At 70.6% G+C, this 17,635-nt stretch carries 17 protein-coding genes; 8 read left to right on the top strand and 9 right to left on the bottom strand.

Going from position 1 to position 17,635, the window contains the following annotated elements; all coding sequences use genetic code 11:
- Window positions 1–2 precede the first annotated feature (2 nt).
- From AB0B35_RS26785 to AB0B35_RS26775, 3 genes are all read left to right on the top strand, one after another.
- Complete coding sequence (locus tag AB0B35_RS26785) at window positions 3–1,262, top strand: MFS transporter (protein WP_361050109.1); 1,260 nt, start codon at window positions 3–5, stop codon at window positions 1,260–1,262.
- Window positions 1,263–1,314: 52 nt separating this feature from the next.
- Window positions 1,315–2,511 carry a multidrug effflux MFS transporter gene (locus AB0B35_RS26780; protein WP_361049988.1) on the top strand — a complete coding sequence of 399 codons (1,197 nt, stop codon included), beginning with the start codon at window positions 1,315–1,317 and terminating at the stop codon, window positions 2,509–2,511.
- Window positions 2,512–2,712: 201 nt separating this feature from the next.
- Window positions 2,713–3,891, top strand: a complete 1,179-nt coding sequence (locus tag AB0B35_RS26775; RefSeq protein ID WP_361049985.1) for a low temperature requirement protein A — start codon at window positions 2,713–2,715, stop codon at window positions 3,889–3,891.
- 93 nt (window positions 3,892–3,984) lie between these two features.
- On the opposite strand, the gene AB0B35_RS26770 is transcribed toward AB0B35_RS26775, so the two are convergent.
- The gene (locus tag AB0B35_RS26770) at window positions 3,985–4,773 is read right to left on the bottom strand and encodes an enoyl-CoA hydratase/isomerase family protein (RefSeq protein ID WP_361049983.1); all 789 of its coding nucleotides are present in this window, start codon (window positions 4,771–4,773) and stop codon (window positions 3,985–3,987) included.
- 55 nt (window positions 4,774–4,828) lie between these two features.
- Between AB0B35_RS26770 and AB0B35_RS26765 the strand changes: the two genes are divergently transcribed.
- On the top strand, window positions 4,829–5,203 hold the full coding sequence (locus AB0B35_RS26765) for an MTH938/NDUFAF3 family protein (protein ID WP_361049980.1): 375 nt from the start codon (window positions 4,829–4,831) through the stop codon (window positions 5,201–5,203).
- 6 nt (window positions 5,204–5,209) lie between these two features.
- Here AB0B35_RS26765 and AB0B35_RS26760 read toward each other — a convergent pair whose 3' ends face one another.
- From AB0B35_RS26760 to AB0B35_RS26740, 5 genes are all read right to left on the bottom strand, one after another.
- Entirely contained in the window at window positions 5,210–6,004 is a 795-nt protein-coding gene (locus tag AB0B35_RS26760; protein ID WP_361049977.1) for a maleylpyruvate isomerase family mycothiol-dependent enzyme, read from the bottom strand.
- Between the two features lie 83 nt (window positions 6,005–6,087).
- Complete coding sequence (locus tag AB0B35_RS26755; protein ID WP_360536781.1) at window positions 6,088–6,291, bottom strand: cold-shock protein; 204 nt, start codon at window positions 6,289–6,291, stop codon at window positions 6,088–6,090.
- A gap of 204 nt (window positions 6,292–6,495) precedes the next feature.
- Window positions 6,496–8,028 carry a GGDEF domain-containing protein gene (locus tag AB0B35_RS26750; RefSeq protein WP_361049975.1) on the bottom strand — a complete coding sequence of 511 codons (1,533 nt, stop codon included), beginning with the start codon at window positions 8,026–8,028 and terminating at the stop codon, window positions 6,496–6,498.
- 106 nt (window positions 8,029–8,134) lie between these two features.
- Entirely contained in the window at window positions 8,135–9,706 is a 1,572-nt protein-coding gene (locus AB0B35_RS26745; RefSeq protein WP_361049973.1) for an amino acid permease, read from the bottom strand.
- A 93-nt stretch (window positions 9,707–9,799) separates the two neighbouring features.
- A complete protein-coding gene (locus AB0B35_RS26740) occupies window positions 9,800–10,069 on the bottom strand; it encodes a hypothetical protein (RefSeq protein WP_360536773.1) in 270 nt (89 codons plus the stop codon).
- Window positions 10,070–10,274: 205 nt separating this feature from the next.
- On the opposite strand from AB0B35_RS26740, the gene AB0B35_RS26735 reads away from it, so the two are divergent.
- From AB0B35_RS26735 to AB0B35_RS26720, 4 genes are all read left to right on the top strand, one after another.
- Window positions 10,275–11,114: a nitrilase-related carbon-nitrogen hydrolase gene (locus AB0B35_RS26735; protein WP_361049970.1), complete on the top strand. Its 840-nt coding sequence runs from the start codon at window positions 10,275–10,277 to the stop codon at window positions 11,112–11,114.
- A gap of 11 nt (window positions 11,115–11,125) precedes the next feature.
- Complete coding sequence (gene hydA / locus AB0B35_RS26730; protein WP_361049967.1) at window positions 11,126–12,532, top strand: dihydropyrimidinase; 1,407 nt, start codon at window positions 11,126–11,128, stop codon at window positions 12,530–12,532.
- A 103-nt stretch (window positions 12,533–12,635) separates the two neighbouring features.
- The gene (locus AB0B35_RS26725) at window positions 12,636–13,640 is read left to right on the top strand and encodes a TIGR03842 family LLM class F420-dependent oxidoreductase (protein WP_361049964.1); all 1,005 of its coding nucleotides are present in this window, start codon (window positions 12,636–12,638) and stop codon (window positions 13,638–13,640) included.
- Window positions 13,641–14,412: 772 nt separating this feature from the next.
- Window positions 14,413–14,631 (top strand): winged helix-turn-helix domain-containing protein, encoded by a 219-nt coding sequence (locus AB0B35_RS26720; protein WP_361049962.1) that lies wholly within the window; start codon window positions 14,413–14,415, stop codon window positions 14,629–14,631.
- Here AB0B35_RS26720 and AB0B35_RS26715 read toward each other — a convergent pair.
- The 3 genes from AB0B35_RS26715 to AB0B35_RS26705 all read right to left on the bottom strand — a co-directional run bounded on the left by AB0B35_RS26715 (window position 14,628) and on the right by AB0B35_RS26705 (window position 17,581).
- A complete protein-coding gene (locus AB0B35_RS26715) occupies window positions 14,628–15,386 on the bottom strand; it encodes a tRNA(His) guanylyltransferase Thg1 family protein (RefSeq protein WP_361049960.1) in 759 nt (252 codons plus the stop codon). The two genes, AB0B35_RS26720 and AB0B35_RS26715, sit on opposite strands and share 4 nt — an antisense overlap.
- Complete coding sequence (locus AB0B35_RS26710; protein ID WP_361049958.1) at window positions 15,383–15,850, bottom strand: ATP-binding protein; 468 nt, start codon at window positions 15,848–15,850, stop codon at window positions 15,383–15,385. Before AB0B35_RS26710 ends, AB0B35_RS26715 begins: the two co-directional genes overlap by 4 nt.
- A gap of 576 nt (window positions 15,851–16,426) precedes the next feature.
- The gene (locus tag AB0B35_RS26705) at window positions 16,427–17,581 is read right to left on the bottom strand and encodes an alkane 1-monooxygenase (RefSeq protein ID WP_361049956.1); all 1,155 of its coding nucleotides are present in this window, start codon (window positions 17,579–17,581) and stop codon (window positions 16,427–16,429) included.
- Window positions 17,582–17,635 lie beyond the last annotated feature (54 nt).

Genomic DNA, 17,635 nt, shown 5'->3' with positions numbered 1-17,635 from the left:
CGATGATCGCACCTGCTGTGACCCGGCCGACACCGGCCGTACCGGCACCGCGCTCCGCGGCGCTGATCCTGGTCGGCATCCTGCTCGTCGCGCTCAACCTGCGCGCCGCCATCACCAGCCTCGGCGCACTGCTCGACGAGGTGACCACGGGCCTGCACCTGTCCGGCACGGTCGCCGGTGTCATCACCACGCTGCCCGCCCTGGCCTTCGCGGCCTTCGGCGCGTTCACGCCGTGGCTGGCCCGGCGGATGTCCCCGGCCCGCATCCTGGTCGGCGCGATGGGCCTGCTGGCCGTGGGCCAGCTGCTGCGGGCGGTCAGCGGCTCGCCGTGGACGTTCGTGCTCACCAGCGCGATCGCGCTGGCCGGCATCGCCATCGCCAACGTGCTGCTGCCCGTGCTGGTCAAGGAGCACTTCCCGCACCGGGCGGGGCTGATGACCGGCGTCTACTCGATGACGCTGATCCTCGGCACCACCACCGCGTCGGCGGCCTCCGTGCCGATCGCGCACGCCGCCGGCGACTGGCGCGCCGGGCTCGGCGTCTGGGCGCTGCTGGCCGCCGTGGCGGTCCTGCCCTGGCTGGGCCCCGCCCTGCGGCGTACGCCCGGGTCGGCTGGCACGGCACAGGCGACCCGGACCCGGGTCCGGCCCGCACAGACCCGGTTGGGCTGGGCGATGGCGATCTACTTCGGCGCGCAGTCGCTGTCCGGGTACGCCACCATGGGCTGGCTGGCGAAGATGTTCCGCGACGCGGCGTTCACGCCCACCGACGCAGGGCTGCTGCTGGCCGGCGTGACCGCGATCGGGGTGCCGTTCGCGCTGCTCATGCCGACGCTGGCCGGCCGGCTGCGGGACCTGCGGCCGCTGGTGCTGCTGATGTCCGCCGCGATGATCGCCTCCTACCTCGGCCTGGCACTGGCCCCGCACGCGGGCGCGATCGCCTGGGTGGCCCTGCTCGCGCTCGGCCAGGCCGCGTTCCCCCTCGCTCTGGCGATGATCGGGATGCGGGCGCGCACCGGCGAGGGCGTGGTGGCGCTGTCGGCGTTCGCGCAGAGCACCGGTTACCTGATCGCCGCACTCGGCCCACTGCTGGTCGGTGTGCTGCACGAGCTGACCGGCGGCTGGCAGCTGCCGCTCGGCTTCCTCGTCGCCGCCGCGGTCGTACAGGCGTTCGCGGGCCTGGCCGCGGCCCGACCCCGTTACCTGGAGGACGAAGCCGGGCTGGTGAACGGCGAGCGGGCCGTCGCGGCAACCGCGTCATGATCGCGGTCACAAAGCTCCCGGCACTGCGGCCCGGGATGGTTGGGTAAGGACCGTGACCCCCGCACCGGCCCGGCGACGCACCCTGATCCTGGTCCTCGGCAGCATGTCCGCCTTCGGCGCGCTGTCGTTCGACATGTACCTGCCCGCCTTCCCCACCATCGCCGCCGACCTGCGCGTGTCCCCCGCCGCCGTGCAGCTCACGCTCACCGTGGCGCTGATCGGCATCGCGCTGGGCCAGTTCGTCATGGGGCCGCTGTCGGACCGCTGGGGCCGGCGCAGGCCGATCATCGCGGGCACCGTGCTGTTCTTCGTGTCCTCCCTGCTGATCACCCTCGCCCCGACCATCGAGGTGATGACCGCGCTGCGGCTGGTCCAGGGCTTCGCGGGCGGCATCGGCATCGCGATCTCCCGCGCGGTCGTGCGCGACCTGTACTCCGGCGCCGAGGCGTCGCGCTTCTTCTCCCGGCTCACCCTGGTCTTCGGCGTCGCACCGGTGATCGCGCCCACCATCGGCGCGGCCGTGCTGGAGTTCACCAGCTGGCGCGGCGTGTTCGCGCTGCTCGCCCTGTACGGGCTGGTGATGGTGGTGGTCGGGTGGCGGTTCCTGCCCGAGACGCTGCCCGCCGAGCGCCGCCGGACCGGTGGACTGGCCGAGGTCGGCAGCGGCTTCAAGGTGCTGGCCGCCGACCGCCGGTTCTGGGGGTACACCGCCGCGCAGGGGCTGACCTTCGCCGGGATGTTCGCCTACCTGTCCAGCGGCTCGTTCGTGCTGCAGGAGGTGTACGGCGTCTCCGCGCAGGCGTACGGGCTGATCTTCGGGCTGAACGCGCTCGGCCTGGTCGCGGTCGGGCAGCTCAACGCCCGCCTCGTCGGCCGGCGCACGCCGCGGGCGCTGCTGTTCGCGGCGCTGGCCGGGGCGGTCGCCGCCGGGATCCTCATGATCGGCGGCGCGGGCCTGCACAGCCTGACCATCGTGGTCGCCATGCTGTTCGTCTACATCGCCAGCCTGGGCATGGTCGCCCCGAACAGCACCGCGCTCGCGCTGGACGGCCACGCGCAGATGGCGGGCACCGCCGCCGCGCTGATGGGCGCGGTGCAGTCGGTGATCGGTGCGATCGCGGGCCCGATCGTGGCCGCGCTCGGCGCGTCCAGCGGCATGCCGATGGCGGCGGCCATGTTCGGCTTCGCGGCCCTGTCCGTGCTCACCGCCACCGTGCTGACCCGCCCCGGCCAGCCGAAACTCGCCTGATCACCACGGCCGCGAGCCGATCCGGGCCTTGACGGCTCCGTGTGCGTACGCCATGATGGGAGCGCTTCCATCTTTTGATGTCTATGCGATAGGCATCACCCCTCCGGTGTGGACCGGGGCCCGGCGCCGCAATCCGCCGGGCCCCGAGGGCTTCGCCCGTCCCGCCCACACCGGATGATCCACCGGCGGTAGCCTGCGAGCATGGCCGACGCGACCCGCAGCCCGCTGTACCGACCGCTGACCTCGCGCTCGCCCGACGAGCCGCACCGGGCCGCCACCCCGCTGGAGTTGTTCTTCGACCTGTGTTTCGTGGTCGCCGTCGCCCAGGCCGCCAACGAGCTGCACCACGCGGTCGCCGAGAACCACCTCGGGCAGGGCGTGCTCGGCTTCCTGCTGGTGTTCTTCGCGATCTGGTGGGCCTGGGTCAACTTCAGCTGGTTCGCCTCCGCGTACGACAACGACGACGTCGCCTACCGGCTGACCACCCTGGTGCAGATCGCGGGCGCGCTGATCCTGGCCGCGGGTGTGCCCCGCGCCTTCGAGCACGGCGACTGGAAGCTGATCACCCTCGGCTACGTGGTGATGCGCCTGGCCATGGTCACCCAGTGGCTGCGGGTGCGGCGCGACGACCCGCCCCGCCGCGCGACCGCGACGCGGTTCGCCGTCGGCATCCTGCTCGTCCAGGCCGGCTGGGTGCTGCGGCTGCTGCTGCCGCCCGAGTGGGGCCTGATCTCGTTCTTCGTGCTGGTGGTGTGCGAGCTGCTGGTGCCGCTGTGGGCCGAGCGCGGCAGACCGACCCGGTGGCACCCGCACCACATCGCCGAGCGCTACAGCCTGTTCACGCTGATCGTGCTCGGCGAGTCCGTGCTGGCCGCGACGGTGGCCATCGAGTCCGCGTCCGGCACCGGCTACACCACCGCGCTGATCTGGCTGGCCGCGGCCGGGCTGGTCATCGTGTTCGCGATGTGGTGGCTCTACTTCGACCGCCCGGCGCACGACCTGCTGACCTCGTTCAAGCGGGCCTTCCAGTGGGGATACGGCCACTACTTCATCCTGGCCTCGGCCGCCGCTGTCGGCGCGGGGCTGGCCGTCGCGGCCGACTACGACACCCACACCGCGCACGTGTCGGGAGTGGTCGCGGCCTATGCCGTCGCCGTTCCGGTCGCGGTGTATCTGGTCAGCCTGTGGCTGCTGCAGATCTGCCCGCACCACCGCGGCCTGGTGGTGTACGCATTTCCCGGCACCGTCGTGCTCGTGCTCCTGGCCCCGTTCACTCCCGCGCCGATCCAGGTGATCGCCGTACTGATGGCCGCGCTGGTCGCCATCGTGGTGCTCGCCGGGCGCGGCCGCACGCACTCCCCGGCCACCGCCGGGCGCTGAGGCCTCAAGATCCGTCGACTTGCCAGGCACCTGGGCGTATTCGGACTCAAGATACGCACAGGTGCCTGGCAAGTCGGACGACCATGGGCGGGGTCAGTGCGGGGACCAGCGGAAGTCGGGGCGGCGGCGCTCCACGAACGCGGTGATGCCCTCGGCGGCCTCGCCCGACTCGGCCATCTGGCGGTGCCAGTAGGACACCCGGGTGTCGTCATGGTGGCCGTCACCGGCCATCGTCACGATCTCCTTCGCCGCGACCTGGGTCAGCAACGACCGGGACGCCAGCGTCGCGGCGAACGCCGCGACCCGCTCGGCGAGCCGGTCGGCGGGGTGCAGCTCGTCCACCAGGCCCACCCGCAGCGCACGCTCGGCGTCGATCAGCTCGGCGGAGTAGAGCAGGTGCTTGGCCGCCGACGGGCCGATCAGCGCCACCAGCCGCCGGGTCGTCGGCGCGGGATACACGATGCCCAGCCGGGCCGGGGTGACCCCGAAGCGGCTGCCCTCGGCGGCGAAGCGCAGGTCGCAGGCCACCGCGAGCTGGCAGCCGCCGCCCACGCAGTCACCCACGATCGCGGCCAGCGTCGGTTTCGGAAACCGGGCCAGCCGCTCCTCGGCCAGCACCGCCAGGCTGCGGTCCCCGTCGGCGATCAGCCGGTCCACCTCGGTGATGTCGGCCCCGGCGCAGAACGTGCCGCCCGCGCCGGTCAGCACGAGCACGCGGACGTCAGGGTCGCCGGCGAGTTCGTCGAGCAGCTCGGGCAGCCGGGCCCACATGTCGTTGGTCATGGCGTTGCGCCGCGCCGGGTTGACGAACCGGATCGTCGCGACGTGCCCGGACAGCTCCAGGTCCAGGTGGGGAGGCGCGGCGGCGGTCTGCTCGGTCACCTGGCGGCCTTTCTGCGGGTACGGCGGGCGGGTGCATCGTGCCACAATGCCGGTCGTGGACGAGCGGAGATCGCCGAAGGTGCTGTCGCTGGCGTGGGGCGAGATCGAGATCGAGGGCGTGGGCGAGGTCAAGGACGCCATGCTGTACCCGGGCGGCGGCGGCGAGTGGGACTGGCGGGTCACCGGCACCCGGCACTCGCCCGGCATCCAGCCCGCCGACGTCGAGCCGCTGCTCGCTGCGGGCGCGACCTCGGTGGTGCTGTCGCAGGGCCAGCAGCTGATGCTGGAGGTGATGCCGGAGACCGAGGACTACCTGGCCGAACACGGCGTCGACGTGCACATCGCCGAGACCCGGGAGGCGGTGCGCGTCTACAACCTGCTGGCCGACGCGGGCGTACGGGTGGGCGCGCTGCTGCACTCCACCTGCTGACCTCGGTCAGCCCATGGAGACGCGGTCCAGCCAGCCTTCGAGCAGCGCGCGGTCGCCGTGCACGTGGACCTGCGCGAAGTCGAGCGGCAGCCGCCGGTAGAGGATCAGCAGCAGCTCGGTCAGCGGCGCCTGCAGCGCCACGTCGGCCTTGGCGTGGCCGTGCCGCCAGGTCACACCGTCGGGGCCGAGCTCGATCAGCCACTCCGCGTCGAGTCCCTCGACGGTGTCGGTGGCGTGCAGGTGGATCGAGCGTGCCGGACCGAACAGCTCGGGCAGCTTCTTGAACACCCTCGTGCCCAGTTGCGGGTCGACGGCCAGCTCCAGCAGCTCGTCGAGAGCGTCGGCGGCCAGGTCCGGCGCGATGGTGTAGCCCGCGCCCGTGGTCAGCGCCGCGTCCGCGCGGTGCACGAGAATGTCGCAGGCCGCCCGGCGGGCCCAGAACGTCAGCGTCCGCGGCATGCCGAAGATCTCGGCCACCTCCTGCGCGTCGCGTTCGCGAAGCGTCCGGGCGTACGCGTCCGCCCCGTCCTGCATCCAGGCGGTCAGCGTGTCCGGGTCGTCGGTGGCGGGCACCCCCGCCCGGGTGGGGTCGCCGATCGCGGGTCGCGGACCCGGCTCGCCGCGCACCGCGGCGTCGGTCATGTGCACGTTGCCGCCGACGTGGCGGACCAGGTCGGCCAGCGACCACTGCGGGCAGGTCGGCACCTTCGCGCTCAGGTCGTCGCCCGGCAGCACCTCGCGCAGCAGCGCGGTCTGGGCGGACACCTCGTCGCAGTACCGGTCATAGGTCAGCCGTGCCATGCCACCAACCTAACCGCAGGCCGGCGACGACAGTCGCGGGTACGCGGTGCGCGTGTTCCGCTCACCGCGTACCCGCCGTTATCTCAGAGCTTGCGGATGTTGGCCGCCTGCGGGCCCTTCTGGCCCTGGGTGATCTCGAACTCGACCCGCTGGTTCTCGTCGAGGCTCCGGTAGCCGTTGGACTGGATCGCGGAGAAGTGCGCGAACACGTCCGCTCCGCCGCCGTCCGGGGTGATGAAGCCGAAGCCCTTTTCCGCGTTGAACCACTTCACGGTGCCGACAGCCATGTCAGATACTCCTTGGTGAGACTGCGAGTCCACTTCGTGTGGACTCTTCGCCTCCCGCACCGCACCAATGCGGACAGCGCCCGGGTCGTTTCTCGGGCGCTTCGGATATACGGGAGGACGAGGTTATAACTCGGGGAATGTAACACGCATGCGCACCCGAACTGCGCCGATGAACATCGTGTCGCCGCGTGTCCGATCAGGGGGTCAGGCCGGGCGCAGCGCGCGTTTCTCGCGGTACAGCTCCTCGTCGGCGGCCCGTACCACGGCGTCGAGGTCGCCGCCCGCGGGTAGCGCCGCCCAGCCCATGCTCATGCCCACCGGGGTCCCGGGCACCAGCGCCTCCCAGTCCTCGCCCACCACCGCGGCGATGATGCGCCCGCCGACCTCGCGAGCCTCGGCGAGCCCCGTCTCCGGCAGGATGACCATGAACTCGTCCCCGCCGAACCGGGCGGGCAGATCCTGGCCGCGTACGCTCTGCGCGAGCAGCCCGGCGATGCGCTGCAGCACCAGGTCGCCCGAGTTGTGCCCGTGCGTGTCGTTGACGGCCTTGAACCCGTCCAGGTCGATCAGGCCCACCGCCGCGTCCGCGCCGCGCCCGGCCAGTTCGGCGGCGAACGCCTTGATGCGCCGCCGGTTGGGCAGGCCGGTCAGCGGGTCGCTCATCGCCGCGTCGGCGTGCTCCTGGGCGATCTGCCGCAACCGGTCCTGGTCGAGGCGGGCGTTGACGCTGTCGATGTACCGGTCGCGCAGCGTGCCGTCGTCGCGGGTGATGATCCGCACCATGGCCCGTTCGGCCTCCACCGCGCCCGCGTGGTCGCCGATGCGCGACAGCGCGATCGAGCGCAGCCGGTGCGGCTCGGCCTCGCCGAGCCAGGTGCCGCTCGCCGCGGGCTCCCCGAGCAGGCGCAGCGCCTCGTCGGGCCGGTCGGCCGCGATCGCCTCGCACACCGCGGTCAGGTACACGACCTGCGAGAACGACCGGTCGGGGCTGTCCGGCGTGGTCCCGCCGGGCACGGGCTCACCGGCGGGGCGGTGGCCGAACACGGCGAGCCGGGCCGCGGCGTACCGCAGATAGGTCCGGTCGGACACGGTCAGGTCCGGCTCGGCCGCCCGGCCGAAGGTCACCACTTCCCACAGCTCGCGTACGCAGTCGTCGGACATGCCCTGGTGGTCGCGCGCCACCGCCGAGCGCACCAGCGTCTCCAGGCAGGCGCAGTCGGCCTCGGCGATGCCCGCGGCCACGCACACGCGCCGCCCTGCCCGCATCGCCTCGACCGCCTTGGCGTGGAAGCCCATCGCCGAGTACGTCACCGACATGTCGTGCCAGGTGCTCACCGCGGCCTGGTTGGCCTCGGTCATGCCGCGCAGCATCCGCTCGGCCTGCACCAGGTTGCTGACCGCGGTGCTCATCGACCCGTCGGCGAACGCCGCGTACGCGGCGAGCACGTGGTATTCGCCGCTGAGCCGCGGATGGTGGCCCGCCTGCCGCAGCAGCTCGCCGATCCGGTCCAGCAGCGGTGCGGGACGCGCGGCGCCGCCCTGGTTGAGCAGGCCCGCGACCTTCTCGATGAGGGCCTGGGCGACCCGCAGCGGATCGCCCGACTCGGCGGCGATGCGGTCGGCGAGCGCGATGGCCTCAGCCGACCGGCCCGCCACGAGCAGGTCGCGGAACGTCACCCACTCCGCGGCCAGCTCCTCGCCGTACGCGCGGGTGGGCGGGTCGTCTCGCCTAGCCACGCCTCATTCCACCTTCTTCAGCCACCGCCCGACGGTGATTCCCCGTGCGGCGTCCGGCCAGGTCCGGGCCGCGCGGCAACCCTCCGGCCACCGCGCGGCCCGGCGCTCAGTCCAGCACCGCTACCGGGGCGTCGGCGGTCGCGACCCCGGCGGGGAGATCCACAGTACGCCGGGGTCCGGTGAACCACTTCCGTGCGGACACGATCCACCACACCCCGATCAGCAGCATCACCGTACCGACTGCGATCGGCGCGTAGTTCACCGCGGACCAGTCGAACTCGTCGCTGAACGGCACCCCGGCCGGAACGGTCGGCAGAATGAAGTACACCGAGATCACGATGATCTCGATGGACGCGATCCAGCCCAGCACCTTGTAACGCTTGCCGAGGGTCCACGGGCCCGGCTCGAAGTTGTCGCCGGCCTTCAGCCGGAGCATGATCGGGATGAGGAAGGCCAGGTAGAGGCCGATCACGGCGACGGAGACGACCGCGTAGAAGGCGATCGGCGCGCCGTTCTTCTGGTACAGCGCGGGCAGGGTGAGCAGCCCGCCCGCGACGCAGCCGGCGACGACGGCCCAGATCGGGGTGCCGTTGCGGTCCAGCCGGGTCCACAGCCGCCAGCCGGGCACCGCGCCGTCCCGGCTGAACGCGTACATCATCCGGGACATGCTCGTCACGCAGCTCATGCCGCAGAAGAACTGGCCGACCACGGAGATGATGATCACGACCTTGAAGAAGCCCGACGACAGCGCGCCCTGCAGCAGCACCCCGACGAAGCCGTAGCCCTCGGTGACCGCGCCCGCGTCGTTGACCGCGAACAGGAGAGCCAGCAGCAGGATCCAGCCGCCGATCGCGGAGTAGAAGATGGACCGCCACAGTGCCTTGGCCGCGTTGAGCGCCGCCCCGCGAGTCTCCTCGGCCACGTGCGCGCAGGCGTCGAACCCGGTGATCGTGTACTGCGTGAGCAGCCCGCCCAGGGGCAGCACGTACAGCCAGAAGCCCAGGCCCGAGGTGCTGCCGCCGTTGAAGCCGTTGCCGTTGATCGTCTCGGTGAAGACGAACGACGGGCTCTGGTGGCTGGTCGGCACCACGATCAGGATCGCCACGATGACGGCCGCGCCGAACACGTGCCACCAGACCGAGATGTCCTGCAGCCGGTTGATGATCCGGGCGCCGAAGACATTGATCAGAGCGTGCAGCACGAGGATGCCCAGGAACAGGTAGAACGCCTGGGTGAAGGTGCCCGCCCAGCCCGGCACGGTGTTGGCCAGCACCAGGTTGAGGAAGGTCGCGCAGCCGTAGTCGACCGACGCGGTCACCGCGACCAGGCCGATCAGGTTGAACCAGCCGGTGAACCAACCGTGCACCGGCCGGCCCAGCTTCGCGGCCCACCAGTAGATGCCGCCCGCGGTCGGATACGCAGAGACCAGCTCCGACAGGCACAGGCCGATGATCAGGATGAACGCGGAGATGATCGGCCAGCCCCAGGAGATGGCGATCGGGCCGCCGTTCATCCAGGCCTGGCCGAACGTGGTGAAGCAGCCGGCCAGGATCGAGATGATCGAGAACGAGATGGCGAAGTTGGAGAAGCCGCTCCACCCACGGTGCAGTTCCTGCTTGTAGCCGAGTTCGGCGAGTCGTGCGGAGTCGCTGTCTGTTGCCTGCGCGGGATCACTCATGGCTGCCCCTTCTGGCGCTCGACGATGCACGAGTGTCCAGCGCCATAGAGACATATGGCAATACTCCGTTGAGCCGATCGCCCGCGGCCGGGGCTACACCTTTCCGGCCATGATGAGGTTGTAGTACTCAATGATCTTGTAGCCGAGGAAGAACGCGATCGCGACGGCGAACAGCCACGCCAGGACGGCGTACGTCCGTGGGAAGCGCCGCGACAGCCGGGGCCGGTCGCGCACCGCCCGCCACGCGCCGCCGAACCAGGGACTGCGGCTGAACCACTGGGTGACGCGCCAGTACAGGGTGGTGCGCACGGGTTCGGCGTCCTTGCGCATCCACTCCGGCAGTGATGAGCCTTCTCTGGTCATGGGCGGCCATTCTTCCGGACGGCGTCACTCTCCGCTGACCCCTCGGCCGCCACCTGCGCTTTCGTCCACCGCCGCAGCCCCGAGCCCGTCGGCCTTCGGGGCAATCGCTGAGAATATGCTGGTTTATCCGGCACGTCGGGGCACACCGGCGCAGTTCGCCTGGTTACCTGGAGTACCGGCTCAACAGGCTCGCAGGAGGTGCCGCATGTCGCGCATGATCCGTGCCGCGCTGGTCCAGACGACCTGGACGGGTGACAAGGAATCCATGATCAAGGCGCATGAGGAGTATGCGCGGCAGGCCGCCGCGCAGGGCGCGAAGGTGATCTGTTTCCAGGAGCTGTTCTACGGCCCTTATTTCTGCCAGGTCCAGGACGCGCAGTACTACTCGTATGCGGAGTCGATTCCGGGTCCGACGACGGAGCGGTTCCAGGCTCTGGCTCGTGAGTTGGGCTTGGTGATGGTGCTGCCGATGTACGAGCAGGAGCAGCCGGGGGTGCTGTACAACACGGCTGCGGTGGTCGACGCGGACGGCAGTTATCTGGGCAAGTACCGCAAGACTCACATCCCGCAGGTCAAAGGCTTCTGGGAGAAGTTCTACTTCCGGCCCGGCAACCTCGGCTACCCCGTCTTCGACACCGCGGTCGGCAAGGTCGGCGTGTACATCTGCTACGACCGGCACTTCCCGGAGGGTTGGCGGGCGCTGGGTCTCAACGGGGCGCAGATCGTGTTCAACCCGTCGGCGACCAGCCGTGGGCTGTCGTCGTATCTGTGGCAGCTGGAGCAGCCCGCCTCGGCGGTGGCCAACGAGTACTTCATCGGGGCGATCAACCGGGTCGGTATCGAGGATCTGGGCGACGACGACTTCTACGGCACGTCCTACTTCGTCGACCCCGAGGGCGCGTTCGTCGGCGACACGGCCGACGCGCACCAGCCTGAGCTGGTCGTCCGGGACCTGGACCTGGAGCTGCTGGACACGGTGCGCGACCGGTGGCAGTTCTACCGGGACCGCCGGCCGGACGCCTACGGCCCGCTGACCCAGGCCTGAGGAGGCACGGCGTGTACCTGCTGATCAAGGGCGGCACGGTCGTCACCGCGACCGGCGCGCACCCCGCGGACGTGCTGGTCGAGGGCGAGAGGATCGCCGGGCTGTTCTCGCCGGACAGCACCCCGCCCGTCGAGGGCGCGCAGGTGGTGGACGCGAGCGGCAAGTACGTCATCCCCGGCGCGGTCGACGTGCACACCCACATGCAGCTGCCGTTTGGCGGGACGTCCGCCTCGGACACGTTCGAGACCGGCACCCGCGCGGCGGCGTTCGGCGGCACGACCACGATCGTCGACTTCGCCGTGCAGCGCACCGGCGAACGGATCCCCGACGGGCTGGCCGCCTGGCACGCCAAGGCCGACGGCAACTGCCACATCGACTACGGCTTCCACATGATCATCGGTGGGGTCGACGAAGAGTCGTTGAAGGCCATGGACTCCCTCGTCGACGCCGAGGGCATCAGCAGCTTCAAACTGTTCATGGCATACCCCGGCGTGTTCTACAGCGACGACGGCCAGATCCTGCGCGCCATGCAGAAAGCCCGCGACAACGGCTCCATGATCATGATGCACGCCGAGAACGGCATCGCCATCGACGTGCTCATCGGCCAAGCCCTGGCCCGCGGCGAAACCGACCCCATCAACCACGGCCTGACCCGCCCCGCCGAACTCGAAGCCGAAGCCACCCGCCGCGCCATCTCCCTGGCCCAGGTAGCCGGCGACACCCCCCTCTACATCGTGCACCTGTCCGCCTCCCAAGCCCTCGAAGCAGTAGCCGCAGCCCGCGACACCGGCCGCAACGTCTTCGCCGAAACCTGCCCCCAATACCTCTACCTCACCCTCGAAGACCAACTCGGCGCACCGGGATTCGAAGGCGCCAAGTGGGTCTGCTCCACTCCCCTGCGCTCCAAGCACGAGCCGCACCAACGCGACCTGTGGCGCGGCCTGCGCACCAACGACCTCGCCGTGGTCTCCACCGACCACTGCCCCTTCTGCTTCCGGGAGCAGAAGGAACTGGGCCTCGGCGACTTCTCGAAGATCCCCAACGGCATCGGCGGCGTCGAACACCGCGTCGACCTGCTCTACCAGGGCGTCGTCGACGGCAAACTCTCCCTGGCCCGCTGGGTCGAAACCCTGGCCACGACCCCGGCCCGCATGTTCGGCCTCTATCCGCGCAAAGGCGTCCTCGCCCCCGGCTCCGACGCCGACATCGTCGTGTACGACCCGAACGGCCGCACCCGCATCAGCGTCGACACCCACCACATGAACATGGACCACTCCGCCTACGAGGGCTACGAGATCGCCGGCAAGGTCGACGCCGTCATCTCCCGCGGCACCGTCCTCGTCGCGAACAACACCTTCCACGGCCACAAAGGCCACGGCCGCTACCTCCCCCGCGGCCTCTCCACCTACCTGCTCTGAGAAAGGAAGGGCACCTTCTTATCGCTCCGCGTATAAGAAGGTGCCCTTCCAAACCCACCACCCCCGGCCAGCAGCCAAGACGTCAGCTCGAAAGGAACGCACAGTGGACATCGGGGTCGTGTTCCAGCTGGACCCGCCCGCACGGCGGGTCGTGGAGCTGTCGCAGCGTGCCGAGGCCGCCGGGTTCAGCCACGTATGGTCGTTCGACTCACACCTGCTCTGGCAGGAGCCCTACGTCATCTACAGCGCGATCCTCGCCGCCACCGAGAAGGTCATCGTCGGGCCGATGGTCACCAACCCGGGCACCCGCGACGTCACCGTCACCGCCAGCACCTTCGCCACCCTCAACGAGATGTACGGCAACCGCACCGTCTGCGGCATCGGCCGCGGCGACTCCGCCCGGCGCACCCTCGGCCTGCCCCCGGTCGACATCGCGCACCTGCGCGAAGCCGTCGGCGTGATCCGCGCCCTGGCCAACGGGCGCGAGGCGACGCACCGCGGCATCGAGATGCGCCTGCCCTGGGTCAAGGAGTCGGCGCTGGAGGTGTGGGTCGCCGCGTACGGCCCCAAGGCCATCAAGGTGACCGGCGAGGTCGGCGACGGCTTCATCCTGCAGCTGGCCGACCTCGACATCACCGAGTGGATGATCAAGCACGTGCGCCGGGCCGCCGAGCAGGCCGGGCGCGACCCGTCCACGGTCAAGATCTGCGTCGCCGCGCCCGCGTACGTCGGCGACGACCTGGTCCACCAGCGCGACCAGGTGCGCTGGTTCGGTGGCATGGTCGGCAACCACATCGCCGACATCGTCGCCCGGTACGGCGACCACGGCGCGGTCCCGCACGCGCTCGCCGAGTACATCAAGGGCCGGCAGGGCTACGACTACGCCGAGCACGGCCGCGCCGACAACGCGCACACCGCGTTCGTCACCGACGACATCGTGGACCGGTTCTGCGTGCTCGGCCCCGCGCAGGCCCACATCGACAAGCTCACCCGGCTCAAGAAGCTGGGCGTGGACCAGTTCGCCGTCTACCTCCAGCACGACGACATGGACCACACCCTGGCCGCGTACGGCGAAACGGTCATCCCGGCGATCAGGGCTCTCGGCTGAGTCGCGTCGAAAGCGTGAGGGTCAGACCTGGCCGGTAGCGTCGCCTGGTGCAACGGCCGGTCCGCCAGGCATACCTCAACATGATCAAGTCGCAGCTTGGTCCGCTGCTGCGTGCGCATGGGTTCGCCCGCTCGTCGGGCACGTTCCGCAGGTTCGACGCCGAGGGCGACGCGACGCTGCTGGACGTGCAGGGATCAACCATGGACTTTCCCCGAAACTGCATACGCGTCGGAGGCCGCGAAGCAGATTGCCACGAGGGGTTGTTGTCGGTGACGAGCGCGACCTTCCGCGGTTGCGAGCCATGGGCGACGCGCTCGCCACCCCACCTGCCGCGACGGACAGGAGCTATGGGAGGTATATGGGGACCCGAGAACGACGTCCCTTACTCGTACCGACCTGCCATACGCAGTTCCGCCCGAGCCTGCCGCGCACCGAGGCAGTTCGGTTGCCGACAGATACGGCACAGCCCGGAACGATCCGCGTCGCGATGGCGGTGGAGTTCACGACGGAGAAACTCCGCACGCTCGTCGCTGATCGGTTCGATGTAGGACCACACGGAGTCCTCCTCGTTCGTCGATGGCCATCCAGCCAACCTCCTGGTCAGAAGTGTGCTCGAGGTGGGCGGGCCAGGGTGCGAGCCGACCCGCCCACGCACGTCCAAGTGCCAACCCGGACGCAATGCCTACTCCACCTAATGGAGTAGGTCCATCATCTGGTGGTGGTGGAGTAGGTGATCGTGATCCAATCGGGGTGCCAACCCGAGAGTGTCGCCATGCCGTTGCCCATGAGCTATCTGAAGATCGCGGAAGACCTCGCTGCTCGCATCAAGTCCGGCGAGTACCAGCCAGGCCAGCAACTGCCGTCCTACAACGAACTGGCGACGCTGTACTCAGTCCACTTCTCCACCATCACGCGCGCCATCGGCGTGCTGCGGCTGCAGGGGCTGGTCATCGGAGTGCCGGGCCGGGGTGTGTTCGTGCCCGAGGACTAGGAGGCGCCGGCCACCCGCAGGATCAGGGCACGGTACGCGTCCTTCATGGGCAGCTCGCGCTCCACGTGGACCCGGCGGCGGGTGGCGGTGACGTCGACGCCGCGGACGGGGTCGTGTCCGGCCCGCTCGAACGCCTCCCACCACAGCCCGATCCCCCGGCGCTGCCAGGCGGGCAGTTCGTTGAAGTTGATCCCGTGCTGGTACAGCAGCTCGTTCTTGCCCGAGGTCGTCGCGCCGTCGAGGGCGCGTGTGGCCTGCGAGCGGCTCAGCCCGGTCTTGCGCAAGGTCCAGTAGCACCAGCCGTTGAGCGCGCACCGGGACGCGTCGGACTGCCGCCACGAGAAATAGTCGGCCACGTCGGCGACCGAGACGCCGAGCCAGACCCGCGAGTCGAAATGCGCCGGCACGCCCGCGGCGTGCGTGAACGTCGCGCTGGCGATACCCGCCGAGATCGAGACGAGCTTCTCCACCCCGCGCCCGAACAGGTCGAAGCCGGGTGGCAGCAGCAGGGAGATCTCGTCGCTCTCGGTGTACGCGTACCGCGCCCCCAGTTCGGTCAGCAGCGCGGTCGCCGTGGTCACCATGTGCTCGCCGAAGCGCTCGTCGAACGGCTTGTCGAAGTGCCGTTCGGTGAATCGCGAGAAGCCCCGGCCGTCCAGCCGCAGCACCGTCCACGCGCCGGGCAGCAGGGTCAGCCCGTGGAAGTACTCCCGCGCCCGCTGCGCGGCCTCGAACTCGTCCGCGTCCACGGTCACCGCTCCTCTTCCAGCACCTCGACACGGAACCCGCCCGCCCCGTCGAAACCCACCGTGTACAGCCGGTCGAACCCGTCCGCGCGGCTCGGCCGCCGGAGCTCGCGGAGCACGGCGCGCAACCCGGCAGCCGGCACCCGCGTGCGGTCGTCGCGGACGGCGTTGCGGGCCGCGGACCCCGCCGGATCAGGCGGGAACCAGTAGCCGGCGACGCTCGCACCGTGCTCCCGGGCGGCCTCGATCAGCGGTTGCCACTGCTCCGGGGACGGATTGGTGTTGTCGACGACGACGCTGCGCCCGGCGACCAGCGCCTCGCCGACCAGCCGCAGCTGGCGTCGCTGCCGGTTGCGGGCGTTGCGGAAGTCGTCCTTGCTCACCACCGCACGCCCGTCGGCGAGCACCGTCCGGCAGAACGTGCTCTTGCCCGACGCCTGCAACCCGATCAGCACGGCCACCTCGACCTGCATCTCAGCGCTCCGCATCCGGTTCGAGCACGGACCGCACACAACGGCGTCCATCCGCGTAAGCCCAGGCAGGGGTGGGGTTCACCCGCGAGAGTGTGCCTGACCCCCCACCCACCCCACCACCCGGTATCCCCGTTCCCGCCACCCGTGGCCCGCCGAGCCTCGCTGATCGCGCCGACCACCCCGATCGCCGCCGACACCAGGAAGATGTGGCCGGTGGCGTCGCCGTACGCCTCGCGGACGACGCCTGGGCCGCGGGCGGCAGGGCCTTGAGGTTGAGCGAACCGCCGCCCGCCCCGGCGGGCAGACCCGCGGCCGCGAGCGGGGACAGAATGGTCGACTTGACCCGCTCGGCGAGGACCGCGCCGAGCACGGACACGCCGACGGCGCCACCGAGGGAGCGGAAGAAGGTGACCGCTGCGGTCGCCGCGCCCAGGTCCTTCAGCGCGGCGGTGTTCTGCACCGCGAGCAGACCTGGAAGTACTGGCCGAGGAAGACCGCGCCGCCGAACATCGCCATGCCCACGGCGACTACGTGCAACTTTGCCATGACGGCACGAATTCCTTCGACGTCTCGCGGTCACCCCGCCGGCGGCGCGACCAGCGGATACCGGGCGCGCAGCCGGGCCAGCGCCGGCGGGTGCACGTTCGCGGCGCTCAGATCCTGGTCGTAGTGGGCGAGCACGCGCCGGTCCATGACGTGCCGCCACAGCGGCGGCAGCAGCGCCGCCACGATCATCGTCGCGTACCCGGCGGGCAGCTGCGGTGAGCTGTCGAAGGTGCGCAGCACCTGGTAGCGGCGCAGCGGGTTGGCGTGGTGGTCGCTGTGCCGCTGCAACTGGAACAGGAAGACGTTGGTGACGATGCGGTCGCTGTTCCAGCTGTGCCGCGGATCGACCTTGTCGTAGCGGCCGGTGGCGAGCTGCTGCCGGGCCAGTCCGTAGTGCTCCAGGTAGTTCACCACCTCCAGCAGCGCGAACCCGACCACCGCCTGCGCGGCCAGCAGCGGCAGCACGACCGGCCCGAACCAGGCGGTCAGCGCGGCGAACAGCGCCACCGTCATGACCCACGCGTTGAGCACGTCGTTGCGCCAGGTCCACGGGGAACGCCCGCGCAGCCGGAAGCGCGCGGTCTCCAGCCGCCAGGCCGAACGCAGGCTGCCCAGCACCGTACGCGGCAGGAAGGCCCAGAAGCCCTCCCCCAGCCGGGCGCTGGCCGGGTCCTCCGGGGTGGCCACCCGCACGTGGTGGCCCCGGTTGTGCTCGACGTAGAAGTGCCCGTACCCGGTCGGCGCCAGCGCGATCTTCGACAGCCATCGCTCCAGGCGCTCGCGCTTGTGGCCGAGCTCGTGCGCGGTGTTGATGGCGATGCCGTTCACGATCCCGATGCTGAGCACCACCCCGACCGCGGCGAACGGGCTCAGCCCGCCGCGCGCCCACACCGCGCAGCAGGCGACCAGCGCCGCGTACTGCAGGGGCAGGTAGAGGTAGGTGAGCACGCGGTAGTAGCGCGAGCGCTGCAACGCGGCCGTGGCCTCCTCGGGCGGGTTCGCGCGGTCGTCGCCGACGAGCAGGTCGACCAGCGGGATCAGTCCGAACACGACGGCGGGGGTGAGCCACCAGGCCCAGGCGTGGCCGCCGCTGGCGAGGGCCAGGCCCTGGAAGGGCAGTGTGGGCACGAGCAGGGCCGCCGGCCACAGCAGGCGGCGGGGGTCGCGCCAGGTCGGATCGCTCATGGTCGCCTCCGCGATGAGGGGTGTACGCCGAGAGTCCCATGCTCATCGACTGTC

Origin of the sequence: Catellatospora sp. NPDC049133 (genome assembly GCF_040648455.1) — a bacterium.
Lineage (GTDB): Bacteria > Actinomycetota > Actinomycetes > Mycobacteriales > Micromonosporaceae > Catellatospora > Catellatospora aurea.
This window is presented reverse-complemented; position numbering and strand designations above follow the sequence as displayed.